This window comes from Brevirhabdus sp., from assembly GCF_052826345.1.
The window spans coordinates 69115-94814 of sequence record NZ_JBRBUA010000094.1; the positions used below are offsets into that span (position 1 = coordinate 69115).

At 62.3% G+C, this 25700-nt stretch carries 27 protein-coding genes; 12 read left to right on the plus strand and 15 right to left on the minus strand.

What is annotated here, in order from left to right; genetic code table 11:
- Positions 1-41 precede the first annotated feature (41 nt).
- Positions 42-644: a CoA pyrophosphatase gene (locus ACU0BR_RS11270; RefSeq protein WP_446156927.1), complete on the minus strand. Its 603-nt coding sequence runs from the start codon at positions 642-644 to the stop codon at positions 42-44.
- A complete protein-coding gene (hslO, locus tag ACU0BR_RS11275) occupies positions 631-1632 on the minus strand; it encodes an Hsp33 family molecular chaperone HslO (RefSeq protein WP_446156928.1) in 1002 nt (333 codons plus the stop codon). The genes ACU0BR_RS11270 and hslO overlap by 14 nt, the downstream gene beginning before the upstream one ends.
- An 89-nt stretch (positions 1633-1721) precedes the next feature.
- On the opposite strand from hslO, the gene ACU0BR_RS11280 reads away from it, so the two are divergent.
- Together ACU0BR_RS11280 and ACU0BR_RS11285 are read left to right on the plus strand one after the other, a co-directional pair.
- Complete coding sequence (locus tag ACU0BR_RS11280) at positions 1722-2153, plus strand: NUDIX domain-containing protein (RefSeq protein WP_446156929.1); 432 nt, start codon at positions 1722-1724, stop codon at positions 2151-2153.
- A gap of 192 nt (positions 2154-2345) precedes the next feature.
- A complete protein-coding gene (locus ACU0BR_RS11285; RefSeq protein WP_446156930.1) occupies positions 2346-2666 on the plus strand; it encodes a hypothetical protein in 321 nt (106 codons plus the stop codon).
- Positions 2667-2747: 81 nt separating this feature from the next.
- Here the strand turns inward: ACU0BR_RS11285 and ilvA are convergent, their stop codons facing one another.
- Positions 2748-3989, minus strand: a complete 1242-nt coding sequence (ilvA, locus tag ACU0BR_RS11290) for a threonine ammonia-lyase IlvA (RefSeq protein ID WP_446156931.1) — start codon at positions 3987-3989, stop codon at positions 2748-2750.
- A 151-nt stretch (positions 3990-4140) separates the two neighbouring features.
- Between ilvA and ACU0BR_RS11295 the strand changes: the two genes are divergently transcribed.
- Positions 4141-5358 carry an argininosuccinate synthase gene (locus ACU0BR_RS11295; protein WP_446156932.1) on the plus strand — a complete coding sequence of 406 codons (1218 nt, stop codon included), beginning with the start codon at positions 4141-4143 and terminating at the stop codon, positions 5356-5358.
- A gap of 198 nt (positions 5359-5556) precedes the next feature.
- Here ACU0BR_RS11295 and ACU0BR_RS11300 read toward each other — a convergent pair whose 3' ends face one another.
- The gene (locus ACU0BR_RS11300; protein WP_446156978.1) at positions 5557-6426 is read right to left on the minus strand and encodes a ribokinase; all 870 of its coding nucleotides are present in this window, start codon (positions 6424-6426) and stop codon (positions 5557-5559) included.
- Positions 6427-6640: 214 nt separating this feature from the next.
- On the opposite strand from ACU0BR_RS11300, the gene mutS reads away from it, so the two are divergent.
- A complete protein-coding gene (mutS, locus tag ACU0BR_RS11305) occupies positions 6641-9265 on the plus strand; it encodes a DNA mismatch repair protein MutS (protein WP_446156979.1) in 2625 nt (874 codons plus the stop codon).
- A 45-nt stretch (positions 9266-9310) separates the two neighbouring features.
- On the opposite strand, the gene ACU0BR_RS11310 is transcribed toward mutS, so the two are convergent.
- Both ACU0BR_RS11310 and hrcA read right to left on the minus strand, forming a co-directional pair.
- Positions 9311-9946, minus strand: coding sequence for a nucleotide exchange factor GrpE (locus ACU0BR_RS11310; RefSeq protein WP_446156933.1), 636 nt, complete (start codon positions 9944-9946; stop codon positions 9311-9313).
- 10 nt (positions 9947-9956) lie between these two features.
- A complete protein-coding gene (gene hrcA, locus ACU0BR_RS11315) occupies positions 9957-11021 on the minus strand; it encodes a heat-inducible transcriptional repressor HrcA (RefSeq protein ID WP_446156934.1) in 1065 nt (354 codons plus the stop codon).
- Between the two features lie 118 nt (positions 11022-11139).
- On the opposite strand from hrcA, the gene rph reads away from it, so the two are divergent.
- The 4 genes from rph to ACU0BR_RS11335 are packed head-to-tail and all read left to right on the plus strand — an operon-like array spanning position 11140 to position 13960.
- On the plus strand, positions 11140-11847 hold the full coding sequence (gene rph / locus ACU0BR_RS11320; protein WP_446156935.1) for a ribonuclease PH: 708 nt from the start codon (positions 11140-11142) through the stop codon (positions 11845-11847).
- Positions 11847-12458: an RdgB/HAM1 family non-canonical purine NTP pyrophosphatase gene (gene rdgB, locus ACU0BR_RS11325; protein WP_446156936.1), complete on the plus strand. Its 612-nt coding sequence runs from the start codon at positions 11847-11849 to the stop codon at positions 12456-12458. The genes rph and rdgB overlap by 1 nt, the downstream gene beginning before the upstream one ends.
- Positions 12448-13602: a radical SAM family heme chaperone HemW gene (hemW, locus tag ACU0BR_RS11330; protein WP_446156937.1), complete on the plus strand. Its 1155-nt coding sequence runs from the start codon at positions 12448-12450 to the stop codon at positions 13600-13602. Before rdgB ends, hemW begins: the two co-directional genes overlap by 11 nt.
- A gap of 52 nt (positions 13603-13654) precedes the next feature.
- Positions 13655-13960 (plus strand): YbaN family protein, encoded by a 306-nt coding sequence (locus ACU0BR_RS11335; RefSeq protein ID WP_446156938.1) that lies wholly within the window; start codon positions 13655-13657, stop codon positions 13958-13960.
- On the opposite strand, the gene ACU0BR_RS11340 is transcribed toward ACU0BR_RS11335, so the two are convergent.
- From ACU0BR_RS11340 to hemJ, 7 genes are all read right to left on the minus strand, one after another.
- The gene (locus ACU0BR_RS11340; RefSeq protein WP_446156939.1) at positions 13935-14834 is read right to left on the minus strand and encodes a ParB/RepB/Spo0J family partition protein; all 900 of its coding nucleotides are present in this window, start codon (positions 14832-14834) and stop codon (positions 13935-13937) included. The two genes, ACU0BR_RS11335 and ACU0BR_RS11340, sit on opposite strands and share 26 nt — an antisense overlap.
- On the minus strand, positions 14835-15617 hold the full coding sequence (locus ACU0BR_RS11345) for a ParA family protein (RefSeq protein WP_446156940.1): 783 nt from the start codon (positions 15615-15617) through the stop codon (positions 14835-14837). It lies immediately after the preceding gene.
- A 13-nt stretch (positions 15618-15630) separates the two neighbouring features.
- Positions 15631-16239: a 16S rRNA (guanine(527)-N(7))-methyltransferase RsmG gene (gene rsmG, locus ACU0BR_RS11350; protein WP_446156941.1), complete on the minus strand. Its 609-nt coding sequence runs from the start codon at positions 16237-16239 to the stop codon at positions 15631-15633.
- Positions 16236-18110: a tRNA uridine-5-carboxymethylaminomethyl(34) synthesis enzyme MnmG gene (gene mnmG / locus ACU0BR_RS11355; RefSeq protein WP_446156942.1), complete on the minus strand. Its 1875-nt coding sequence runs from the start codon at positions 18108-18110 to the stop codon at positions 16236-16238. The genes rsmG and mnmG overlap by 4 nt, the downstream gene beginning before the upstream one ends.
- Before the next feature lie 3 nt (positions 18111-18113).
- Entirely contained in the window at positions 18114-19400 is a 1287-nt protein-coding gene (gene mnmE, locus ACU0BR_RS11360) for a tRNA uridine-5-carboxymethylaminomethyl(34) synthesis GTPase MnmE (protein WP_446156943.1), read from the minus strand.
- 37 nt (positions 19401-19437) lie between these two features.
- Positions 19438-20709: a transcription termination factor Rho gene (gene rho / locus ACU0BR_RS11365; protein WP_446156944.1), complete on the minus strand. Its 1272-nt coding sequence runs from the start codon at positions 20707-20709 to the stop codon at positions 19438-19440.
- A gap of 162 nt (positions 20710-20871) precedes the next feature.
- Entirely contained in the window at positions 20872-21324 is a 453-nt protein-coding gene (hemJ, locus tag ACU0BR_RS11370) for a protoporphyrinogen oxidase HemJ (RefSeq protein WP_446156945.1), read from the minus strand.
- A 403-nt stretch (positions 21325-21727) separates the two neighbouring features.
- Here hemJ and ACU0BR_RS11375 point away from each other — a divergent pair, with 403 nt between their 5' ends.
- The 4 genes from ACU0BR_RS11375 to dnaQ are packed head-to-tail and all read left to right on the plus strand — an operon-like array spanning position 21728 to position 24462.
- Positions 21728-22327, plus strand: coding sequence for a Maf family protein (locus ACU0BR_RS11375; RefSeq protein ID WP_446156946.1), 600 nt, complete (start codon positions 21728-21730; stop codon positions 22325-22327).
- Positions 22324-23160: a shikimate dehydrogenase gene (locus tag ACU0BR_RS11380; protein ID WP_446156947.1), complete on the plus strand. Its 837-nt coding sequence runs from the start codon at positions 22324-22326 to the stop codon at positions 23158-23160. Before ACU0BR_RS11375 ends, ACU0BR_RS11380 begins: the two co-directional genes overlap by 4 nt.
- Positions 23157-23768 carry a dephospho-CoA kinase gene (coaE, locus tag ACU0BR_RS11385; protein WP_446156948.1) on the plus strand — a complete coding sequence of 204 codons (612 nt, stop codon included), beginning with the start codon at positions 23157-23159 and terminating at the stop codon, positions 23766-23768. The genes ACU0BR_RS11380 and coaE overlap by 4 nt, the downstream gene beginning before the upstream one ends.
- Positions 23761-24462, plus strand: coding sequence for a DNA polymerase III subunit epsilon (gene dnaQ, locus ACU0BR_RS11390; protein WP_446156949.1), 702 nt, complete (start codon positions 23761-23763; stop codon positions 24460-24462). Before coaE ends, dnaQ begins: the two co-directional genes overlap by 8 nt.
- Positions 24463-24477: 15 nt before the next feature.
- Here dnaQ and secB read toward each other — a convergent pair whose 3' ends face one another.
- Both secB and ACU0BR_RS11400 read right to left on the minus strand, forming a co-directional pair.
- Entirely contained in the window at positions 24478-25002 is a 525-nt protein-coding gene (gene secB / locus ACU0BR_RS11395) for a protein-export chaperone SecB (RefSeq protein ID WP_446156950.1), read from the minus strand.
- 118 nt (positions 25003-25120) lie between these two features.
- A complete protein-coding gene (locus ACU0BR_RS11400; RefSeq protein ID WP_446156951.1) occupies positions 25121-25630 on the minus strand; it encodes an FxsA family protein in 510 nt (169 codons plus the stop codon).
- Positions 25631-25700: the final 70 nt, after the last annotated feature.

Consider the following 25700-nt stretch of genomic DNA (forward strand, 5'->3'; position numbering starts at 1 on the left):
CTGCGTGTGCGCGCTTTCCAACCAGGCGCCGGCCACGCGCGTCACAGCGCGACCCGATCCGCCAGCGCGCGCAAGATCCGCGCGGTGGCGCCCCAGATGTAATACGGGCCGAAAGGCACCGTGTAATACTGCCGCTGCTGCATCCGCCACATGCGCGATTCGACACTGTAGCGGGCGCGGTCCAGGACATGCGCCAACGGCACGCGAAAGACCTCCTCGACCTCGCCCGCTTCGGCCACGGGCTGGAACGCGCCGTCAATGGTGCCGACCACGGGGCAGATGGAAAAGCCGGTGACGGTTTCATGATCGGGCATCGTGCCGATCACGCGGACCTGCGTGCGTTGCAGGCCGACCTCCTCCTCCGCCTCGCGCAGCGCTGCCGCGATGGCGTCGGAATCTTCGGGCTCGAGCTTGCCGCCGGGAAAGGCGATCTGGCCGGGATGGTGGCGCAGGCGCGAGGATCGCTTGGTCAGGATCACCTCTTCGTCGGCCGGGCCCTGCGAAATCGCGATCAGGACGCCCGCCTGCCGCAGCTTGCGGTTCTGCGGCAGGCTGAGACCCTGCGTAAGGTCGAAATCAGACGAGGCGCTGCCAGTCGATGACAGCGCCGTCGTCACGCGATCGATCAGATCAATCCTCGCCACCGGGCGTCTCCGCCGCTTCGAACCCGAGCACTTTCGGGTCCAGCTCGTAATGGGCGCCGCAGAACTGGCAGTCCGCCGTCACGATCCCCTCTTCCGTGGTCATATGCGCGATGTCCTTGGCCGAGTAGATCGACAGGCTTTCGCGCACCTTTTCCGCCGAACAGCTACAGCCGAATTTCACTGGCTGGGCGTCATAGACGCGCGGCTCTTCCTCGTGAAACAGACGCATCAGCATTTCCGTCGGCTGGACCACCGGCCCGATCAGTTCCAACTCATCCACGGTATCGAGCAGGATATTCACCCGGCGCCAGTTCTCGGCCTCATCGGGGGCCAGAATGTCGGCGGGTTTGAGCAAGCCCTGATCCCCGCTGCCGCCTTCCTGGGCGACAAAGGGCGACGCCTTGGGCATATGCTGCAACATGACCCCGCCCGCGCGCCAGGCGGCGGCCTCTCCGGGGCGCTGCGAGGTTCCGGCACTGGTGGAAAACCGGGTCGGCAGCTGTTCGGACTGGGCGAAATACGTCTCCGCACAGGCGGCGAGCGAGCCGCCGGCCAGCGGGGTGATGCCCTGGTAGGGCACATTGCCGTCGCCCTGGTCGATCAATACCGCCAGATATCCCTTGCCGATCTGCGCGAAGCCATCCCCGTCGCGGTCCAGGCGTTCGGCGTCGTAACTGGCATAGGCCCGCATACGCGCGGGTTCGCCATCTTCGGTCGGGCCGTAATAATCGGTGGCGATGATCCTGATCGGGCCGTTGCCGCGGATCTGCAACGACAGCTTCCAGCGCAGCTTGATCGTCTGGCCGATCAACGCGGTCAGCACCGCCGCCTCGGCGACCAGAGCTTCGACCACCTGGGGATAATCATGCTGTTCCAGCAGCTTGTTCAGCACGCCGTCCAGACGCGCCACGCGGCCACGAATGTCCGAGCGGTCAAGTTGAAAGGGCAGGACGGTATCGTCCCAGGCGATGGTAGATCCAAGAGTCATGGGGTTTCCTTGTGCGCCCAGCGTTGGCATACCGCGACAATATAGGAACACCAGGCCCCAAGGCCAAGGGTCGGGCGAAAGGCGCGCAGATGATCAGACGATTCGGGCACCCCCCGCAGACCGGCCGACGTTATCGGGCCCGCCCCGGTGTCTATGCCGTGTTGCACCGCGAGGGATCGCTGCTGCTGACGTGGCAGGGTACGCCGCACCACGAATTCCAGCTGCCCGGCGGCGGCATAGACCCCGGTGAGCACCCCCTGCCCGCGCTCCACCGCGAAGTGATGGAGGAAACCGGCTACAGAATGCAGGTCCGCCGCAGATTGGGTGCGTTTCGCCGTTACACCTATATGCCGGAATACCGCATCTGGGCCGAGAAGCTGTGCCATGTCTACCTGTGCAGACCCACCTTGCGTCTCGGGCCGCCCGGCGAAGTGAATCATACAGCCGTCTGGATGCCTCTGCCCAAGGCCGTGCGCGCCCTGTCGGTGGAGGGCGACAGGTATTTCGCCAGCCTGATCTGACCGGGCGCAGCCGCAGCCCGCGCGGCTGAATGCTGCTGCGACAGTCCGCGCGGGCCGGTTCGCGCGATGGTGGTGTGCGACCAATGTAACCTTACGTCCCTTGGTGCTGACCGAAGCGTTCGCGGCATTTACCGCTTGCTCATTTTTTCCGAGTTAGTTTTGCTTCGCTGTCAGGAAACACTCGGTGATCGCATGATTAACGAAGAACGTATCGCGCAACTCAGAAATGACCTGGGCCCGGCCCTCTTCACGGATCTGGCGGAGCTCCTGCTTCAGGAGATCGAAGAAAAGCTTGCCATGCTCGGCCCGGACATGCCCGGGGCACAGTTCCGGGTGGAGCTGCTGGCAATCGGCGATTGCGCGGCCGATCTGGGCTTTTCCACGCTGGCCACGACCTGCCTGAAAAACGCGGAGGATTGTGCGGATTTCTCCTCCTGCCTGCAATCCGTCCATGCGATCTTCGCGCATTCGCGCGATCAGTTGGAACGCGGCGGATTCCGCACCGCTGCCTGAGCTGCCATGTCGACCACATGGACCCGCGCGGGAAAGCTCGGCTCCAAAGGTCGGCCCCAAAGGTGGACCCCGAGGCGGCCGTCAGATCAGGAAGGAGGCGAGAACCTCGTCGTCGGTGATGTCCTGATAGACAAATCCCGCCTCTTCCATGCGGGTGTAGAGACTGCGCAGCGACGCCTGTTCCTTTGATTCGATCCCGATCAGTACCGAGCCGAAGTTGCGCGCGGATTTCTTCAGATATTCGAACCGCGAGATATCGTCATCGGGACCCAGCAGGCCCAGAAAATCCTTCAGCGCACCGGGGCGCTGAGGCATCCGCAGCACGAAGTATTTTTTGAGGCCGGAGAAGCGCAACGCCCTTTCCTTGACCTCGGGCAGCCGTTCGAAATCGAAATTACCGCCCGAAGTCACGCAGACCACCGTTTTGCCGACGATTTCGGGCGCCAGATCCCTGAGCGCGTCGATGGACATGGCGCCGGCCGGTTCCAGCACGATCCCCTCGACGTTCAGCATTTCCAGAATCGTTATGCAGATCCGGTCCTCCGGGGCGGTGAGAACCTTGCCCGGATCGGTGGCCTGCAGCGCACGGTACGTCAGATCGCCGATCTGGGCCACGGCCGCGCCGTCGACAAAGGTGTTCACCTTGTCAAGCGCGACGGGCCGCCCCGCCCGCAAGGCCGCCGCGAGACTGGCGCCGCCGCGCGGCTCCACGAAACGGAAATCGATGCCGGACCCGGCGAAATAGCCGGTCACCCCCGACGACAGCCCGCCGCCGCCGACCGGCAGCACGATCATGTCCGGCAACCCGGGCATGTCTTCTTCCAACTCGGCCCCGACCGAGGCCTGGCCTTCGATCACGTCGGGATCGTCGAAGGGCGACAGAAAGTGGCCATCCTCCGCCACGCAGAAAGCCTGAGCGGCGGCGAGCGTGTCGTCGAAATAATCGCCGACCAGACGGACCTCCACCGCGTCTCCGCCGAACACGCGGGTCTTGTCTATCTTCTGGCGCGGGGTCGTCACCGGCATGAAGATGACGCCGCGCACGCCGAAGTGGCGGCAGACGAACGCAACGCCCTGTGCATGGTTTCCCGCGCTCGCGCAGACGAACAGGCGCTGGTCCGGCTTGGCCGCCAGATGCTTGTCCATGGCGTTGAATGCGCCGCGTATCTTGTAGGAACGCACCGGCGTCAGGTCTTCGCGCTTCAGGTAGATCTCCGCCCGGTAGCGGTTGGACAGGAAATCGTTGCGCTGCAAGGGTGACGGCGGGAAAAGCGCCCTTATCCGGTCAGCCCCCGCCTGTGCCCTGGTCTTGAAATCGCGCATCCGTCATTCCTTTGCCTGTCGCCGGGATCGCCTTCGCCCCTGTGCAGGTGATTCGTCGGCACAGGGGGTCCGTTGCACCATGCCTCCCTTGCAAGCGCTGCCGGAACGGGCTAATCGCCGCAAGTCCGAAATAAAAGCGCCGGAGGCCCCGATGTCCGCTCCGAAGAAAGTCGTCCTTGCCTATTCCGGCGGGCTCGACACCTCTATCATCCTGAAATGGCTGCAAACCGAATTCGGCTGCGAGGTCGTGACCTTTACCGCCGATCTTGGCCAGGGTGAGGAACTGGAGCCCGCGCGCAAAAAGGCCGAGATGATGGGCGCGTCCGAGATCTTCATCGAGGATCTGCGCGAGGAATTCGTGCGCGATTTCGTCTTTCCGATGTTCCGCGCCAATGCGCTCTACGAAGGGCTCTACCTGCTGGGCACCTCCATCGCGCGGCCGCTGATTTCCAAGCGTCTGATCGAGATCGCCGAGGCGACCGGCGCCGACGCCGTTGCGCATGGCGCGACCGGCAAGGGCAACGACCAGGTCCGGTTCGAACTTGCGGCCTATGCGCTGAACCCCGACATCAAGGTCATCGCGCCCTGGCGTGAATGGGATCTGTCGAGCCGCACGCGGCTGCTGGAATTCGCGGAAAAGAACCAGATACCGATCGCCAAGGACAAGCGCGGCGAAGCCCCGTTTTCGGTGGATGCGAACCTTCTGCACACCTCCTCCGAGGGCAAGGTGCTGGAAGATCCCGCCGTCGATGCGCCCGACTACGTCTATCAGCGTACCGTGAACCCCGAGGATGCCCCGAACGAGCCGGAGTTCATCGAGGTCGGATTTAAAAAAGGCGATGCGGTCAGCATCAACGGCGAGGCGATGTCGCCCGCCACGATCCTGACCCGCCTGAACAAGCTGGGCGGCAAGCACGGCATCGGTCGGCTGGATCTGGTCGAGGGCCGTTTCGTCGGCATGAAATCCCGCGGCGTCTATGAAACCCCCGGCGGCACCGTCCTGCTGGAGGCGCACCGCGGCATCGAGCAGATCACGCTGGACCGCGGCGCCGCGCACCTCAAGGACCAGCTGATGCCGCAATATGCGGAGCTGATCTACAACGGCTTCTGGTTCTCGCCCGAGCGCGAGATGTTGCAGGCCGCCATCGACAAGAGCCAGGAACATGTCACCGGAAGCGTTCGGCTGAAGCTTTACAAAGGTCTGGCGCGCACGGTCGGGCGCTGGTCCGACCATTCGCTTTACAGCGAGGAACATGTCACCTTTGAGGATGACGCCGGCGCCTACGATCAGAAGGATGCGGCCGGGTTCATCAAGTTGAACGCGCTGAGATTGCGGCTGATTGCGATGCGCAATCGCAGGCTGCGCTAGGCAATCGACGCAGGCACTTGGACTGTAAAGACCCCGGAACGAAAATGCGTTCCGGGGTCTTTTTCGGCGTCGGATGGTGGTGGGTCGTCAGGTTGATCTTGTCGCCATATGGCCAAGGCGCTCACCAATTTACGCGCAGCGGCACAAAAAGTTTCACCGAGACTCCGTGATTTCTCGATAGCCGTGCGGGACGTCGCGTCACCTGCCCAGGAAACGCCGGACTTCGGACATGTCGGGCATCGCATCGGCCGCGCCGGCCCGCGTCACTTGCAACGCGGCGGCGGCGGCGGCCAATTCCATCGCCTGCGCCACCTCATGCCCCATGTCCCGCGCGGCGGTGAAAAATCCCGCAAAGCAATCGCCCGCGCCGGTGGTGTCCACGGCCGTGACCGAAAAGGCCCGCTGCCGGATCACCTGACCGGCGGAGCGCCATTCCGCACCTTCCGCGCCGAGGGTGACCAGAACCTGCGGCACCGGCAAATCATCGAGAGACCGCCGCAGCGCCTCGCAAAGCTGGTCTGCCTCCGTCTGGTTGACGATCAGCAGATCGCACAGCGGCATCATCGCCGTAGCGGCCTCGACCTCGAACGGGGCGGCGGAATAGACGACGCGCATGGACCTGTCGCGGGCGACGCGCGCCGCATCGGTCTGTCCGCTGGTTTCGTTCTGCATCAGCAGACTGTCGCCCGGCTGCGCCTGCGCAAGCGCCGAACCGATGATCTGCGACGTGATCTCTCTGTTCGCGCCGGGAAAGATCACGATCGCATTCTCGCCCGATGCATCGACGTTGATGATCGCATGGCCGCTGGGGGTATCGAGCCGCCGAATATGCGTCGTGTCGACGCCCAGCTCCTCCATCCGGCGGCGCAGCCAGGCGCCGTCCGGTCCGATGGCGCCGATATGGACGATCGGCGCGCCGGATCGCGCGACGGCCACCGACTGGTTCGCGCCCTTGCCGCCCAGGCCCTGCCTCAGCGAGAGCGCGGCGAGCGTCTCGCCCGGTGCCGGTAGATGCGGCAGGCGGTAGACGTGATCCGCATTGATAGAGCCGAGGTTGAAGACCGTCATCGTTCTGCCGAACGCGCCCTGGGCCGTCTGGGGTCTTTGCGCATGATCCTCGCCTTCTCTTTGTGCAAGATCCGTCATAGCCCGCCGCGTCGGCCCTGCCAACATCGGCGCTTTTCGCGCTTTCGCAGGGTGCGCGCGCTTAGTAGGTTTGCCCGAATTCACAGGCCAGCCCGACGAGGACGATTTGACGGCACCGACAGCGACGGTCACGCCCATGATGGCGCAGTTTCTCGAAATCAAGGCAGAGCACAGGGATGCCCTGCTGTTCTACCGGATGGGCGATTTCTATGAGATGTTCTTCGACGATGCCGTCGCGGCTGCCGAAGCGCTCGACATTTCGCTGACCAAACGCGGCAAGCATCTGGGCGAAGACATCCCGATGTGCGGCGTGCCGGTCCATTCCGCCGAGGGATATCTGTTGACGCTGATCCGCAAGGGCTTTCGCGTCGCCGTGTGCGAGCAGACCGAAGATCCCGCCGAGGCGCGAAAACGCGGGTCGAAATCGGTCGTGCGCCGCGAGGTCGTGCGCCTGGTGACCCCCGGCACGCTGACCGAAGATGCGCTGCTCGATGCGCGGCGGCATAATTTCCTCTGCGCCTGGGCGGAGGTGCGCGATGCGGGTGCGCTGGCCTGGGTGGATATCTCGACCGGAGCGTTCCGCGTGATGAGCTGCCCGCGCGTCCGGCTGGCACCGGAGCTGGCGCGTCTGGCCCCCAGGGAGGTCATCGCGGCCGATGACGCCTGCGCCGATCTGGATGCGCTGATCTCCGATCTGGGCGCCGCGCTCAGCCCTCTGGCGCGGTCGAGCTTTGACAGCGAGGGGGCGAAATCCCGCCTGCAGGCCCTCTACGGGGTCGACACGCTCGATGCGTTCGGCGCCTTCGGGCGCGCCGATCTTGCCGCAATGGGCGGGCTGATCGAATACCTGGAGCTGACCCAGAAGGGACGATTGCCCCTGTTGCGCGCCCCCGTGCGCGAGCTGCCCGACAAGGTCATGCAGATCGACGCCGCGACGCGCCGCAATCTGGAACTGACCCATGCGCTGTCGGGGGGGCGCGCCGGGTCGCTTATCGACGCCATAGACCGAACCGTCACCGCCGGCGGCGCGCGGCTGCTGGAACGCAGGCTGTCCAGCCCGTCGCTGGATCTGGCGCTGCTGGGCGCGCGTCATGACGCGGTGGAAGCGCTTGTCGAGCGTCGGGATCTGGCGGAACGCCTGCACGACGCGCCGCGCCCGGTGCCCGATCTGGACCGCGCCCTGTCCCGGCTGGCGCTGGACCGGGGCGGGCCGCGCGACCTGGCCGCCACGCGCAATGCCCTGCAACAGGCCGGAGATATCGGCACGATCCTGTCCGGCGCCGAACTGCCTGCGCTGCTGTCCGAATGCGGGTCCTGCATGACGGGCCATGACGCGTTGCAGGACCAATTGGACGCCGCGCTGGTGGCCGAGCCGCCGCTGCTGCTGCGCGACGGGGGATTTGTCGCCGCGGGCTATGACGCGGAGCTGGACGAAGCGCGCCAGCTGCGCGACGAGGGGCGCGGTGTGATTGCAAGGCTTCAGGCCGACTACAGCGCGTCGACGGGCATCGCCGCGCTGAAGATCAAGCACAACAACGTGCTCGGCTATTTCATCGAGACCACCGCGACCCATGCGCAAAAGATGCTGTCGCCCCCGCTGAGCGAGCAGTTCATCCACCGCCAGACCACCGCGAACGCGGTGCGGTTCACCACGGTCGAGTTGAGCGAGCTCGAGACCCGCATCCTCAACGCGGGCAGCCGCGCCGCGGAAATCGAAAAAAGGCTCTTTGCCGAACTGTCGGGCATCATCACCGCCGCCAGCACCGCCCTGGGCGAGGTCGCGCGCGCATTGGCGGAGGTCGATCTCGCCTGCTGTTTCGCCGATCTGGCAGCGGCCCAGGACTGGACCCGCCCGCGCATCGACGCGGGCCGCGGTTTCGAGATCCGGGCAGGGCGTCATCCGGTTGTGGAGCGTGCGCTGCGCCGCCAGGGCGGGGCGCCCTTCGTCGCCAACGACTGTGCGCTGTCCGACGGCGGCGAGGGTGCGCATCTGTGGCTGGTCACCGGGCCCAACATGGCCGGCAAGTCCACGTTTCTGCGCCAGAACGCCCTGATCGCCCTGCTGGCCCAGGCCGGCGCCTTCGTGCCCGCGTCCTCGGCGCATATCGGATTGGTGTCGCAGCTTTTCAGCCGGGTGGGCGCGGCGGACGATCTGGCACGGGGGCGCTCGACCTTCATGGTCGAGATGGTCGAGACGGCCGCGATCCTCAACCAGGCGGATGACCGGGCGCTTGTGATCCTCGACGAGATCGGGCGCGGCACGGCGACCTATGACGGGCTGTCCATAGCATGGGCCACGCTGGAACATCTGCATGACGCGAACCGCTGCCGGGCGCTCTTTGCCACGCATTATCACGAATTGACCGCGCTTTCGGCCAAGCTGCCCGGCGCGGAAAACGCGACGGTCGCCGTCAAGGAATGGAATGGCGACGTCATTTTCCTGCATGAGGTGCGCAAGGGGGCCGCGGATCGATCCTATGGCGTGCAGGTCGCGCGTTTGGCGGGCCTGCCCGACAGCGTCGTGGACCGCGCGAAAATCGTGCTCGAAGCCCTCGAAAAAGGCGAGCGGGAGGGTGGTGAGCGACAAAGGGCGCTGATCGACGATCTGCCGCTGTTCGCCCTGCCCCCGGCGCCCGCCCCCGCCGCGCCGAAGGCCCCATCGCCGTTGCGCGACCGGCTCGATGCCGTTCAGCCCGACAGCCTGACCCCGATCGAGGCGCTGTCGCTGCTCTATGAGCTCAAGGCCCTGCCGGACGGCTGATGGCGCGCGGCAGGAAGACGCCGCGCCGCCATCGCCATGCCGGGTTTACCGGGAGGTATCCTGCGGGTCGGGTTTTTCCGCCGATTTATCCGCGGCCTTGCCCGCGGGCGTCGAGGAAACGCCGACCTGCGCGGGGCGCAGCAACCGATCGTGCAGCATGAAGCCTTCCGCCATCACCTGAATGATGTCGCCGGCCTTGGTGTCGGGAACCGGCGCCTCGAACATGGCCTGATGTTGCTGCGGGCTGAACGCCTCACCGATTTCGGGCTTGATCTGACGGATGCCGTGTTTGGAAAACACGTTCAGGATCTCGCGCAGCGTCAGATCGACACCTTCGATCACCGGGCCGGCGGCGGCGCGCTGTTCTTCGCCCGCAGCCTCGAGCGCGCGGGACAGGTTGTCATAGACGGGCAGCATATCGCGCAGCAGGCGCGTACCGCCGTATTGTTCCGCCTCGCGGCGATCGCGTTCACCGCGCTTGCGGGCGTTTTCCGCGTCGGCCAGCGCGCGCAGCATCCGGTCGCGCAGCTCGTCACGCTCCGCCTTCAGCGCCGCGATTTCACCGCCGACGGTATCGCCTTCGGCCTCATCCTCGGCGGTGATGTCGATCAGATCCTCTTCCTCGCCCATCGATTCGGGGTCATCCAGAAAGGGAGAGTCTTCTTCTTTGCGTTCTGCCATCTTCTTACCTCTAGCTCCGGTCGGATATCAGCTTGCCGACAAGCTGCGCCGTGTAATTCACAATCGGGACGATCCGACCGTAGTTCAATCGGGTCGGGCCGATCACACCGACCGCGCCCACTATCTTACGATCAGCGTTCATATATGGGCTGACCACCAAAGAGGAACCGGAAAGTGAAAAAAGCTTGTTCTCCGAACCGATAAAAATGCGCACACCCTCGCCTTCTTCGGCCAGGTTGAGGAATTCCGCGATGTCACGCTTGCGTTCCAGGTCGTCGAACAGCGTGCGGATGCGGTCCAGATCCTCGCCATGCCCGTCGGCAGCCAGCAGGTTCGAGCGCCCGCGCACGATCAGCCGCTCGACCGTCTCGCCCTCGTTCTGCCAGATGGCCAGACCGCTTTCGACCAGTTGCTGCGCCAGAACGTCGATTTCCCGGCGGCGGCGCTTGATCTCGGCGCTGATACGTTGCGACAGATCGCCAAGGGTCAGGCCATCGACCAGGCTGTTCACGAAATTCGCAGCTTCGCGCATTGCCGAGGGCGTCAGCCCCGGCGGCGGCGAAAACACCCGGTTCTCGACGTGCCCGTCGGCAAAGACCAGAACCACCAGCGCACGGTCGGGGGCGAGCGAGACGAATTCGATATGCTTGAGCGGCGCCTCATGCTTGGGCGCAAGCACGAGGCTGGCGCCCTGGGTCATCCCCGACAGCGCGGAACCCACGCGATCCATCAGCCGCGCCACATCCGAATTGTCGCTGTTCACGCTGGCGTCGATCAGGCGGCGGTCGTCCACATTCAGATCGTCGACCTCCAACAGCCCGTCGACGAACATGCGCAGCCCCTGCTGCGTCGGAATCCGCCCGGCAGAGACATGCGGACTGTCCAGCAGACCAAGGTATTCCAGATCCTGCATCACGTTGCGAATCGTCGCCGCGCTGACCTTTTCGTCCAATGTGCGGGTCAGCGTGCGGGACCCCACCGGATCGCCGGTCAGCAGATAGCTTTCGACAACCCTGCGGAACACCTCTCTCGAACGGGCGTTCATCTGGCTCAGAATATCGCTCTTGTCGCTCATGGAAGATCCGTAAAACCCAGTACAGTCGAAGACGCAAGCGCCAGCACCACCACGCGGGGGGTTGTCACGCAAACAAACCCATGGGTATCAGTCGTGAACCCAGAATAAAGGACAGTCTATGCGCCCTTCCGGTCGAGAGATAAGAGAAATGCGCCCGATTTCAATCGAAACCGGAGTAACCAAACACGCCGAAGGATCCTGCCTGATCCGCTGCGGTGACACCCATGTGCTGTGTACCGCATCGCTTGAGGAACGCGTGCCGCCCTTCCTCAAGAATTCCGGCCTGGGCTGGGTCACGGCGGAATACGGCATGCTGCCCCGTGCGACCAACACCCGGATGCGGCGCGAGGCCAAGAACGGCCAATCAGGCCGCACGCAGGAAATCCAGCGCCTGATCGGCCGCGCGCTGCGGGCGGGCGTCGACCGGGTCGCGTTGGGAGAGCGGCAAATCTCCATCGACTGCGACGTGATCCAGGCCGACGGCGGCACCCGTTGCGCATCGATCACCGGCGGCTGGGTCGCGCTGCGCCTTGCAGTCGACCGCCTGATGAAGGCCGGTGACATCAAGACCGATCCGCTGACCGATCACGTCGCCGCCGTAAGCTGCGGCATCTACGCGGGGCAAACCGTGCTCGATCTGGATTACGCCGAAGACAGCGAGGCCGGCACGGATGCCAATTTCGTCCTGACCGGCGCCAAGGGGCTGATCGAGGTTCAGGCCTCCGCCGAGGGCGCGACCTTCACCCGCGCACAGATGACAGACATGCTGGATCTGGCGGAAACCGGAATCGACGCGCTGGTTGCCGCACAGAAGGCAGCCATCTGATGCGCAGCTTTGCCGACGATACCCTGCTGATCGCGACTCACAACCAAGGCAAGCTGGAGGAGATCGCCCGTCTGCTTGAACCCTTTGGCGTGACAGTCGTGTCGGCCGGGGAAAAGTCGCTTCCCGAACCTGAAGAGACGGAAGACACCTTCGTCGGCAACGCCCGGATCAAGGCCCATGCGGCAGCCCGCGCGACCGGAATGCCCGCGCTGGCCGACGACAGCGGCCTGTGCATCGACGCGCTGGATGGTGCGCCCGGCGTGCGCACGGCCGATTGGGCGGAAACGCCGTCGGGCCGCGATTTCACGATGGCGATGACGCGCGCATGGCAGGAACTTGAAGATAAGGCCGCGCCGCACCCGCGCAAGGCGCACTTCCGCTGCACATTGGTGCTGGCCTGGCCAGACGGCCATGACGAGGTGTTCGAGGGCATGGTCGACGGCGCCATCGTCTGGCCGATGCGCGGCACCGAAGGCCACGGCTATGATCCGATCTTTCAACCCGATGGCAGCGCCTTGACCTTCGGCGAGATGGATCGTTGGGAAAAGAATGCCATCAGCCACCGCGCCGAGGCCTTTCGCAAGCTGATAGAGAGCTGTTTTGCCGGTTGAGCGAAATTACGGCTTTGGTCTCTATATCCATTGGCCGTTCTGCCAGGCCAAATGCCCTTATTGCGACTTCAACTCCCATGTATCAGCCACGATCGACCAGGCCCGCTGGCTGAACGCCTTCTGCTCGGAAATTCGGCGCCTCGCGGAAACAACGTCGGACCGCGTGCTCGACACCGTGTTTTTCGGCGGTGGCACGCCCAGCATGATGGAGCCCGCCCTTGTACAGGGACTGATGGACAGCATCCGCGAAAGCTGGCGTACCTCCAACAGCTTCGAAGTCACCCTGGAAGCCAACCCCACCTCGGTTGAGGCCGCGCGCTTTGCCGGTTACCGCGATGCAGGGGTCAACCGCGTGTCGATGGGCATCCAGGCCCTTAACGACGCTGACCTCAAGGCGTTGGGTCGGCTGCACACGGTGGCCGAGGCGCGCGCGGCCTTCGACATCGCCCGGGCAACCTTCGATCGTGTCAGTTTCGACCTGATATGCGCGCGGCAACGGCAGACCCTGGCGGAGTGGAAAGAGGAGCTGAACCGGGCGCTCGACATGGCTGCGGACCATGTTTCGCTCTATCAGTTGACGATCGAGCACGGCACCGCCTTTGGCGCGCGCCACGCCGCGGGGGGCCTCAAGGACCTGCCCACCGAAGACCTTGCCGCCGACATGTACGAGCTCACTCAGGAGCTTTGCGAAAAAGCCGGGCTGCCGGCCTACGAGGTGTCGAACCATGCGCGGCCAGGCGCTGAATCGCGCCATAACCTGATTTACTGGAACTCCGGCGACTATCTCGGCATTGGTCCCGGTGCCCACGGGCGATTCACCGCGAACGGCGTTCGTATCGCGACCGACACCCCTTCGCAGCCCATGCATTGGCTGAACGCGGTCGAGCAGACCGGCACCGGCGAGCGGACCCGAGAAACCATTGCAGCCAGTGACGCCGCCGAGGAGATCGTCATGATGGGTCTAAGACTGAGTCAAGGCATTGAAAAAGAACGATTAAATTCATTGGTCGGTCCGAAATTCAACGAGGCAGCCGGCACTCTGATCGAAAGCGGCTTCTTGCAGGACAATGGCCGAAGCCTGCGGACGACCCCACGCGGCCGCCTGATGCTGAACGCCGTCCTCAGGGAACTTCTGACCGCTTGACAGAATGAGGTTTCTATTCATCTCCCTGGGCCTGACAAGCCTTCTCGCAGGAGTGATCGGCCTGCTGTTGCCGGTGGTGCCGACCGTGCCGTTCCTGCTGTTGGCGGCCTTCTGCTTCGCGCGCTCTTCGCCACGGTTACACTTCTGGTTGCTGAACCACCGCCATTTCGGCCCGCCGATCGTGAACTGGACGGAAAAGGGGGCCATTAGTCGGCCTGCAAAACTGCTCGCCACGGCATCCATCGGCGCAGCCGTTATTCCACCCCTTATCCTCCAGCTTCCTGTCTACATCATATGGGCTGAGGCGATCATCCTGTCGCTCGTCCTGCTCTTCATCTGGACTCGTCCAGAGAAATAGAGCTGAGCGCGCTGCAAAGCGAATCCAGCTGCGATAAAGACTGGTAATTCAACACCAATTTACCAGCCTCCGACCCTTCGCGGTGATCTATCTGTACCTTCAACCCCAGCGATGTCGCCAACTGGTCCTCAAGCGCGCGCGTGTCGGCATCGGCACGTGGGGGCTTCGGCCTTGCGCTCTTGGCCTTTGGCGCTTTGGCAAGCTGCTCGGTCTGGCGGACGCTGAGCCCCTTTGAAATCACCTGCTTGGCCAGGGCGATAGGATCGTCGGTGGTAATCAACGCGCGTGCATGACCCGCGCTGAGGCGACCCTCTCGCAGATGATCCAGGATTTCTTCCGGCAATTGCAGCAACCGCAGAAGGTTCGCAATGTGGCTTCGGCTCTTACCAAGCGCCTCGGCAAGCTTCTCCTGCGTATGGCCGAAGCGGTCCATCAATTGCCGAAAGCCCATCGCCTCTTCAACGGCATTCAGATCTGCACGCTGAATGTTTTCGATGATCGCGAGTTCGAGAACTTCGGTGTCGTTGAGATCGCGAATAAGAACCGGGACCTCATGCAGCTGCGCGCGCTGCGCTGCGCGCCAACGCCGTTCACCCGCGACAATCTCATAGGTATTCGCGTCACGCGGGTTCACCCGCACGATCAACGGTTGAATCACGCCTTTTTCACCGACGGAGCGAGTTAGATCGGCAAGCGCCTCTTCAGAAAACTGGCGTCGCGGCTGATCGGGGTTGGCAACCAGTTTTTCGACCGCGATCTTGTTTTCAGCCCGCATCACTTTGTCATTATTCTCCGAATTGGTAAGGTCGACATCAGCCATAAGAGCGGATAGCCCCCTGCCCAGCCCGCGCCGTTCTTGTTTTTTTTCAGTCATTTACTGCCTCATTGGATTAACGCGTTCGTGGCGCTTGAGAATTTCCGTTGCGAGCGAACGATACGCGATGCTGCCTCTCGACGTTGGATCATACTGCAAAACCGACATCGCATAAGACGGTGCTTCGCTCACCCGAACATTTCGGGGAATCTTGGTCTGAAACACAAGCTCGTTCAGATTATCGCGCGCATCCTCTTCGACCTGCCGCGCAAGGTTGTTCCGCGCATCATACATCGTCAGCACGACACCCTCAATTCTGAGATCTGGATTGGCCGACTGCCGCACTTCCCTGATCGAGAGGAGCAGCTGCGAAAGCCCCTCAAGCGCAAAAAATTCGCTTTGCAACGGTATAAGAACGGAATGTGCAGCGACCATCGCGTTGACCGTCAGCATGTTCAACGAAGGAGGGCAATCGATGAGGACAAAGTCGAACTCCAACCCCTCCATTTCCGGCTGCAACAAGGCATCGCGCAGCTGAAACGCCCGCTTCTCATTCGAGACCAGTTCCATGTCGGTCGAGCTGAGGTCAGTGGTCGCCGGGGCGAGGAACAACCCAGGGGTTCCCGTCTCATAAATCACGCTTTTGATCGGCGCTTCCTGAACAATCAGATCGTAGGTCGATGTCTTACGGTTTTCCGGTTCCAATCCCAACCCGGTGGACGCATTGCCCTGCGGGTCCAGGTCAACGATCAAAACCTTATGCCCCTTCGTCACAAGCGCCGCACCAAGGTTTATTGTCGTGGTTGTCTTTCCGACGCCGCCCTTCTGGTTGGCGATCGCCATAATACGAGGAAATTCATGCACGTTGTAGCGCCCTCACGTCTAGGATCACCGAATTTTCGTTGGTAGAACTTGGATGCGCTTCACACTCGAAACGCCAATCTTTTCTCGCAGCATCCACCTCTTTCTTCCAGCTGCTTCCTTTCAGGAAGAGCATCCGGCCGTGAGGCTTCAGCACCCGACAAGACAGATCGAACAAATGAGAGAGATCCGCAAGTGCACGCGCTGAAATTATATCGGCCGATGATGTTTCCAGATCCTCAGCACGGTGGGGGAGAACGGTGACCCGGGTGTTTGTTTCACGTGAAACAGTCCGAAGAAACTCGCACTTACGTAAGTCAGATTCCACAAGCGTAAATGAGAGGCCGGGAAGATCACGTTTCGCTTGGATAGCACACACCAGACCCGGGAATCCGGCGCCCGAACCAAGATCTACCCAATCACCCTGCGCGGGAGCGAACTCTATCAATTGCGCAGAGTCGCGAATGTGTCGCTGCTCGGCTTCACCCAGCGTTGCTGGCGCGACCAAATTGATGGCCGGGTTCCATTTGCGCAGCAGTTGCACATATTTAATCAAGTCCTGGCTTGTTTCACGTGAAACATTTTCGTTTAGCGGACCAGTCACGCGGTTTTCCGTTCCAGTTTATTCAGAGCGGACAACAACAACATCAAAGATGCGGGGGTAACCCCTTCAATTACACCAGCTTGTCGAATGGTGTCAGGTCTCGCAACTGAAAGCTTTTCTTTAACCTCATTGGAAAGACCGACGACCGCGCCGAAATCGAAATTTCGGGGAAATCTCTTCCCCTCGTCTTTTCGCAAAACGGAAACACTCGCCGCCTGCCGTTCAACATAGGAACGATACTCGGCGTCGATCTTGACCTGTTTTTCAATCTCCGCCCCTACCGGAGGCAATTGCGGCGACAGAAGCTTGAGGGTGCTCCACGTTACATCGCTCAGCGACAGCAGTTCAAATCCATCTCGTCGCTTACCATCATGCTTTACGGCGACGCCAATCTCGGCCAGATCATTTGGTGTCGCGCTCAACCTCGAAAGATGCCCGTTCGCCGCGGCGATATCCGCCATTTTTCGATTGAAGATCCGCGTCCTCGATTCGCCGACCAGGCCGACCTCGATCCCTACCGGGCAAAGACGCTGATCCGCGTTGTCCGCGCGCAGAGACAACCGATATTCGGCCCTCGAGGTAAACATCCTATAGGGCTCCGTTACGCCCTTGGTTACCAGGTCATCTATCATCACACCGATATAAGACGATGCCCGTGACAACTCGATGGGGTCACGGCCCTGCACCTCCAGCGCTGCATTCGCGCCAGCGATCAGACCTTGCGCCGCCGCCTCTTCGTATCCGGTGGTGCCGTTGATCTGTCCCGCGCAATAGCAGCCGGATAGTTCCTTGAGCTCCAACGTCGAGTGAAGCGATCGCGGGTCGAGGTAATCATACTCGATCGCGTAGCCTGGCTGCAAAATCTCTACATTTTCCAGGCCAGAAATTGATCTCACATAGGCATGCTGCACATCTTCCGGCAAAGACGTGGAGATTCCGTTGGGATATACCGTGTCAGTGCTCAGGCCTTCCGGCTCCAGGAATACCTGATGCGACTCCTTGTCTGAAAACCGAACTATCTTATCTTCGATCGAAGGGCAGTACCGAGGGCCGACGCCGCTGATGTTGCCGCTGTACATCGCGGATTTATCAAGGTTTTCACGAATAATATCGTGCGTGCGTGAATTGGTATGGGCGATCCCGCAGTTCACTTGCCGGGCAATAGGGCTGTCCGACAGAAATGACATCAGCGTAGGCTCCTCGTCGCCGGCCTGCTTTTCCAGCCTGGACCAGTCGATTGTGCGCCCGTTCAACCGCGGGGGTGTCCCTGTCTTGAGACGCCCGACCGGCAAACCAAGGTCCCGTATCCGATGCGCCAAACGTGTGGATGAAGAATCGCCGATCCGGCCAGCATCCCAGGTCCTCGTGCCCAGGTGAATCTTACCCCCCAAAAACGTGCCGACGGTCAGGATAACCTTGAGCGCGGCCACAACCGTCCCATCGGACATCTCAACGCCTGTGACCCTGTCTTCCGCGATCTTGAGATCGGTGATCTCGCCTTCCACCAGATGAAGGTTATCTTGAGCGCTCAGGATACTAGTGATTTTACGCGCATAGAGCTGGCGATCGGCCTGGACGCGCGGTCCCTGAACTGCAGCGCCTTTGGAGCGGTTCAGAAGACGGTATTGGATACCGGCTGCGTCCGCGGCGTGTCCCATTGCACCATCTAGCGCGTCAATTTCCCGAACCAGATGTCCTTTCCCCAGCCCACCGATAGCAGGGTTGCAGGACATTGCGCCGAGTTTCGATAGATCCATGGTGATCAGCGCGGTTCGCGCACCAAGGCGCGCAGACGCCAAGGCGGCTTCTGTACCTGCGTGACCGCCACCGATCACGACTACATCAAACTCAGTTTGTTTCACGTGAAACATTCCTTACTTTCCGATACAGAAACTCGAAAATATCTCGCCGAGAAGTTGCTCAATGTCTACACGGCCAATGAGAAACTCCAATGACCGAACCGCCTCGCGCAGATCTTCCGCTATCAGCTCGCTTCGTGCAGAACCAAGTTCTATCTCATTCTCTGCCGCCGTCAAAGATGAAACCGCAGATCGGAAAGCTTGCGAATGCCTTTGGCGGATAACCACCGACGCGTTCGCAGAAAAACCTTCGAGCTTGTCACCGATCTCGCTCAGCAAGTCGGCTATCCCCTCGCCCGAGACGGCGGAAATACCGTGTTTATCAACGGGCGTCAGATCGCTTTTTGTATAGCGCACCACGTCGTTTCTACCCGGAACGATGGGCAGATCTCCTTCTTCCGGGTTGAGGAACAGGCGGAGATCGGCGGTTTTCGCGCGCTCAACTGCGCGCTCGATTCCCATGCTCTCGACGACGTCGTCGGTTTCGCGCAGCCCGGCGGTGTCGAGGAATGTCACCGGCATGCCCGAGATGTCCATGCGAACCTCGACAATGTCGCGCGTGGTCCCGGCGATCGACGATGTAAGCGCGGCTTCTCTTCCGACGAGGGCGTTGAGCAGCGTGGATTTTCCGACGTTGGGTGCGCCAACGATCGCCACCTCGAACCCGTGGCGCAGTCGTTCGGCCGCCGCCTCGCCATCAAGCTCTTGCTGCAACCGCCCTTTGACATTTTGCACCAATTCGCTGACTTCGGGAAAGACATCAACCGGAACGTCTTCGTCTGCAAAATCGATTGTCGCTTCGACCAGCATTGAGGCGCGGATAAGATCTTTTCGCCAGAGTTCGACTTTCTGGCCGATTTCACCACTCAGAACACGCAGCGCCTGGCGACGCTGGGCCTCGGTCTCTGCCTCGATCAGATCCGCCAGCGCTTCGACCTGGGTGAGGTCGAGGTTATCGTTTTCAAGGGCACGGCGCGTGAATTCTCCGGGCTCGGCGTGTCGGGTCCCGGGAAAAGTTGATATTTCGCGCAGGACTGCCTGGGTGACGGCGAGGCTGCCGTGGGTTTGCAGCTCCGCCGACTGCTCGCCTGTGAAACTGCGGCCTTCTTCAAAGAAAAGCACCAGCGCATCGTCCAGATGCGTGCCATCGCTCGACCGCAACTTGCGCAAGCTGGCTTGGCGCGGCGCGGGTATGCCGCCGGTCAGACGCGCGACGATGTCCCATGCCATCGGGCCGGAGATGCGGATGACGGCAACGCCTGCCTTACCCCGCGCCGTTGCCAGTGCGTAAATCGTGTCCATTACACATAACCGATTGTTTTATAAACATTAATTATCGTTACGTATTCATGGAGTCGAAGAATTCGCCGTTGCTCTTGGTCTGTTTCAGCTTGGACAACAGGAACTCGATCGCATCGGTCGTGCCCATAGGGTTCAGAATGCGGCGCAGCACGAAGGTTTTTTGCAGATCGCTTTTTTCGATCAGCAGGTCCTCTTTCCGGGTACCGGATTTCAGAATGTCGATGGCCGGGAAAACGCGTTTGTCGGCGATCTTGCGATCCAGCACGATCTCGGAGTTGCCGGTGCCCTTGAATTCCTCGAAAATCACCTCGTCCATGCGGCTTCCGGTGTCGATCAGCGCGGTCGCGATGATGGTCAGCGATCCGCCCTCCTCGATGTTCCGCGCCGCACCGAAAAACCGTTTGGGCCGCTGCAGCGCGTTGGCGTCCACACCACCCGTCAGCACCTTGCCGGAGGACGGCACCACCGTGTTGAACGCGCGCCCGAGGCGCGTGATCGAGTCCAGCAAAATCACGACGTCGCGCTTGTGCTCGACCAGCCGCTTTGCCTTTTCGATCACCATTTCCGCGACAGCGACGTGGCGCGTGGCCGGTTCATCGAAGGTCGAGGAGACGACCTCTCCCTTGACCGAGCGCTGCATGTCCGTGACCTCTTCGGGCCGCTCGTCGATCAGCAGGACGATCAGATAGCATTCCGGGTGATTCTTCTCGATCGAATGCGCGATGTTCTGAAGCAGTACGGTCTTGCCCGTCCGCGGCGGCGCGACGATCAGCGAACGCTGGCCCTTGCCGATGGGCGCGACGATATCGATGATCCTGGCGGAGCGGTCCTTGCCCGTCGGATCCTCGATTTCCATGCGGAACCGTTCGTCCGGGTAAAGCGGGGTCAGGTTGTCGAAAGCCACCTTGTGGCGGGCACGCTCGGGGTCCTGGAAATTGATCCGCTCCACCTTGGTCATGCCGAAATAGCTTTCGGTTTCACGCGGCGCCTGGATCACGCCTTCGATGGTGTCGCCGGTTCTCAGCGAGAACTGTCGAATCATCTCGGGGGACACGTAGATGTCATCGGGGCCCGGCAGATAGTTCGCTTCGGGCGAGCGCAGGAAACCAAAGCCGTCCTGCATGACCTCGAGCACACCGTCGCCGCCGATTTCCCAGCCGTCTTCCGCCTGCTCCTTGAGGATGGCGAACATCATGTCGCCCTTGCGCATGGTCGAGGCGTTGTCGATTTCTAGCTCCTCCGCCATGGCGAGGAGATCCTTGGGGCTCGTGGCTTTGAGCTCGGACAGATTCAGTCGGTCTTGCGTCATCGGAGGTATCCAGATCTCTGCCACGCGGATGGACGAGATTTTCATGATGGAGGAACAAGTGCCCGGACGGGCCTTGTGCGGCTTCTAGCCGAGGCAGCAGCGCAAGTCAAATGCCCGCGCGGGGCAAAACGGCTGCGCCACCGAACCCGGCGCCAGCGCGTCTTAAAACGGGCGCGCGATCACCGATACGACGATGACGACCAGCAGCAGCGTTGGGACCTCGTTCATCATGCGATACCGCCGCCCGGTCAGCGTGTTGCGCCCGGCCGCGAAATCCCTGCGTCGCCCCGCGCACCACATATGGAACCACGTCATCGCCAGAACCCCGGCGGCCTTGGTCCACGGCCAGACCTGCGACCAGTCGATCACCCCCGGCGTTGCGACCAGCGCGAGCCCGAAAATCCAGCTCGAGATCATTGCAGGTCCCATGATCACCCGCAAAAGCTTGAATTCCATGGTCTGAAACAACGTATCGGCCGTGCTTTCCCGCTCAACACTCTCGACATGGTAGACGTATAGCCTGGGCAGATAAAACAAACCGGCCATCCACGCGATGACGGAGATCACATGCAGGCTTTTGGTCCAGGGGTAGGCAAGTGAGAGCAGATCGGCCATTCGGGCTCCTTACGGTATTCCTTCCTTAATAATAAAAGAAAAAGAAAGAAATGATGATGTAGTAGTAGGCGCAGTGGATACTGTGGATTACTGATCGGTCCCCAGATTTTCCGACACGCCGGCGCAGGTGTGAAAAAGTTGGTTAAGACTTTGGGAGTCTCCGGGCAAGCAATTGATAGTGAAGAGTCAATTTCAAAACATCATGTGGATAACTTTGTTGAACAACTTCGCGTAACTCGGGGACAGCCTCGATTTTCACACAGCGGTGCATGGCTTGAGTCACAGGGTACAGTTCGGTTATTGATGCGGGACGAAGCGGCGGAATTTCGGGCAAAGCCACCAGGCTGTGGATGAACCGATGACTGTCCCCAGGCCCAAGGCCGGCTTTTCCACAGGATGTCACATGAGCCGAAAGCTGATCCTCGCGTCTTCCTCCGCCACCAGGCGCGCGATGTTGGAGGACGCGGGCATTTCCGTCACCTGCCTGCCCCCGCGCGTGGACGAGGCGACGATCAAGGCGTCCTTGCTGGCGGAAGGCGCGACGCCGCGCGATGTGGCCGACGCCCTGGCGGAATACAAAGCCCGCAAGATCGGGGAACGGCACCCCGAGGCCTTTGTCCTCGGTGCGGATCAGGTTCTGGACTTTCAGGGATCGGTGTTGAGCAAGCCCGCAAATCTGGATGAGGCCCGCACCCAGCTCAAAATGCTTCGCGGCAAACCGCACAAACTGTTGACCGCGGCCGTGATCTTTCACGACGGCCAGCCGCAGTGGCGCACCGTCGCCACCGTCCGTCTGACGATGCGTCGCTTTTCCGATGCCTTCCTGGAGGGATATCTGGACCGAAACGCGGATGCGATCCTGTCCTCGGTCGGCGGTTACCGGCTGGAGGAGGAAGGCTTGCGCTTGTTCGATCGTGTCGACGGTGATTTCTTTGCCGTACTGGGCCTGCCGCTGCTGGATGTGGTCAGGTCTCTGACAATGCGTGGAGTACTTGAGGAATGAGCAGCAATGCGCCGCCCCTGGCAGGGGTCATCGGCCATCCCATCGGGCACAGTAAATCGCCGCGGCTTCATGGCCATTGGCTGCGTACCTATGGGTTGGCGGGGCATTATATCCCCATGCAGGTGGAACGGCGCGACATCCCCGAGATGTTGAGACTGCTGCCCCGCCTGGGCTTTTGCGGTCTGAACGTGACCGTCCCGCACAAGGAAACCGCGCTGGAGCTGGCCGATCTGGTGACCGACCGCGCCGCGCTGATCGGCGCGGCGAACACGCTGATATTCCGTAGCGACGGCAAGGTTCATGCCGACAACACCGACGGCTACGGCTTTATCTCGAACCTGCGCCAGAACGCCCCTGAGTGGGACCCACGCCGCGGCCCCGCCGCCATTTTCGGGGCGGGTGGCGCGGCGCGCGCGGTGATTGTGGCGCTGCTGGAAAGCGGCGTGCCGGAAATCAGGCTGTCGAACCGCACCCGCGCCCGTGCCGAGCGCCTGCGCGCGGATTTCGGCGCGAAAATGGTCGTCTATGACTGGGCACGCGCGGGCAACATGCTCGACGATGCCGCAACGGTGGTCAACGCGACGTCGCTTGGAATGACCGGCCAGCCGGATCTACGCGTTCCGCTGGACGGGCTGTCGCCCGACATGCTGGTTACCGATATCGTCTATACCCCGTTGGAAACCCCGCTTTTGGCAGAGGCGCGCAACCGTGGCTGCACGGTCGTCGATGGGCTGGGGATGCTGCTGCATCAGGCCGTGCCGGGTTTCGAGCGGTGGTTCGGCCTCCGCCCCGAGGTCGATGAGACCTTGCGGCACGTGGTCCTGGCCGAATGACGGGGGCCCCTTTCCTGATCGGTTTGACCGGCTCCATCGGCATGGGCAAGTCGACGACGGCGGCGATGTTCGCGGAATGTGGCGCCGCGGTCTGGGATGCGGATGCGGCGGTGCACCGGCTTTATGCCGCAGGTGGCGCAGCGGTGGAGCCGATCGCGCAGATCCACCCGGCCGCGATCGTCGGTGGCGCGGTGGATCGGTCCGCGCTGAAAGCCTGGATCGCCGAAGATCCCGCCGCCCTGCCGCTGCTGGAGGCGCGCGTGCACCCGCTGGTCGCGCGCGACCGCGCCGCCTTCATCGCGCGTCAGACGCAGGAGGGCGCCGAGATCGTGGTTTGCGATATCCCGCTGCTGTTTGAAACCGCCGGCGAAGGACAGTTCGATATGATCGTCGTGGTGTCGGCACCCGCCGAGACGCAGCGCGAGCGCGTGTTGGCGCGGCCGGGCATGACCCGCGACCATTTCGAGGCGATTTTGGCAAAACAGATCTCTGATGCGGAAAAGCGGCGCCGCGCGGATGTCGTGGTTCCGACCGAAACCCTTGAAGGCGCGCGCCGTGCGGTGCAGGAAACGGTGCAGCGGATCAGAAGGCAGCGAGCAAATGCGTGAAGTCGTCCTGGATACGGAAACCACCGGCCTCGACCCGTTCGACGGGCATCGCATCGTGGAAATAGGCGCGGTGGAGCTGTTTAACCACATGCCCACCGGGCGGACCTATCACCAATATATCAACCCGCAGCGCGACATGCCCCAGGGCGCGTTCGACGTGCACGGGCTGAGCGAGGATTTCCTGCGCGACAAGCCGCTGTTCGCGGATGTGGCCGACGATTTCCTGGCCTTCGTCGGGGATGCGCGCATGGTGATCCACAATGCCGCCTTCGACATGAAATTCCTCAACGCCGAGCTGGATTGGTGCAAGCGCAAGAAACTGCCCGACGCCCAGGCGCTGGATACGCTCGCCATCGCGCGCAAACGCTTTCCCGGCTCGCCGGCATCGCTGGATGCGCTGTGCCGCCGGTTCGGCATCGACAATTCGTCGCGCCAGCTGCATGGCGCGCTGCTCGATTCCGAGATTCTGGCAGATGTCTATCTGGAACTGACGGGTGGACGGCAGCCCGATTTCGCGCTGAACGCGACATCGGATGCCGACCGCGGCGGGCAGGATATCGACAGCGGCGCGACCGTCTGGCGACCCGCGCCGCGGCCGACGCCCCTGCCCCCGCGCTTGAGCGAGGCGGAGCGCGCCGCGCACGCGGCCTTCGTATCGCGGCTGGGCGACGCGCCGTTATGGCCCGTCGGCTAGCGTAGCGGTGCGCGATCAGACGGTTTGCGCGCCTTCGGCCTGCTGGGCCTGCGCACGGCGCGCCAGTTCCTGCCGGTAGAGCGCCACGAAATCGATGCTGTCCAGATTCAGCGGGTTGAAACCGCCGTCGCGCGTGACGTCGCTGACGACACGGCGCAGGAAGGGGAACAGCATCCGCGGGCATTCGATCAGCAGAAACGGGTGCAGCTGGTCGTCGGGCACATTCTCGATCTGGAAAATCCCGGCGTAGTCGATTTCCAGCAGAAAGATCTGCGCCTGATCCGTCTTGTTCTTGGAATCGCACTGCAACTTGATCGACACCTCGTATTGGGTGTCGCTGCGTTTGCGTGCATCCAGGTTGACCTGGACCGTGATGTCGGGCTGCACCTCGCCCTGAAGCCCCTTTTGCGCGGCGACGTTTTCAAAGGACATGTCGCGGATGAACTGACCCAGGATCTGCATCTTGATCTGGGGCGGCTGTTCTTCCGACTTGGGCGCTGCGGCAGCGGTATCGACACCGTTGCTGGTTTCTTCTGCCATTGGAGGCTCCTGCATGGGTTGCATTCGCGCCGTGCATATCAGGTCGCCCGTGACGTCTCAATGCCGCGGGTGCGCAGATGGCGGATGCAGATGAGCGCACCGGCGCGCGCGCCCTGCCCTAATGCCGGGTCCAGCCGGACTGGCCGCGCGGCGTGTCGGGGTCGCGCGGCAGTTCCTCGAATTCCCCCTCGATCACGTCGCCCCGCACAGCGTCGCCCTGTGGCCGACGCGTGCCGCCGGGCGGCGGGCCCGGATGCCGGACCGACTGGTGAACCGTGCGGATCTGTACCCGCCGCGCGATCCCCGAAAAGACCGCCTTGCGGATCGCGGGCACCAGCAGCGCGAATCCCAGCGCATCGGTGAAAAACCCCGGCGTCAGCAGCAGAGCGCCCGAAAACAGGATCATGGCGCCATGCGCGATGGGTTCCGTGGGGTCACGCAGATCCCGCACCGACCGTTGGATCTGGCTGAGCGCCATCAACCCCTGCGACCGCACCAGCCAGGTGCCCAATATGGCCGTCAGCAACACGATCAGCAGCGTGGGCCACAGGCCGATCATACCGCCGACCTGCACGAAAAGGCCGATCTCGATCAGGGGAACGGCGATGAACGCCAGGAATAACCACATAAGCTGCCTCGTACCTTTCTGCACTGCGGTGGACTTGACCCACACGCTCCCCTACATATGTTCGGCAGGT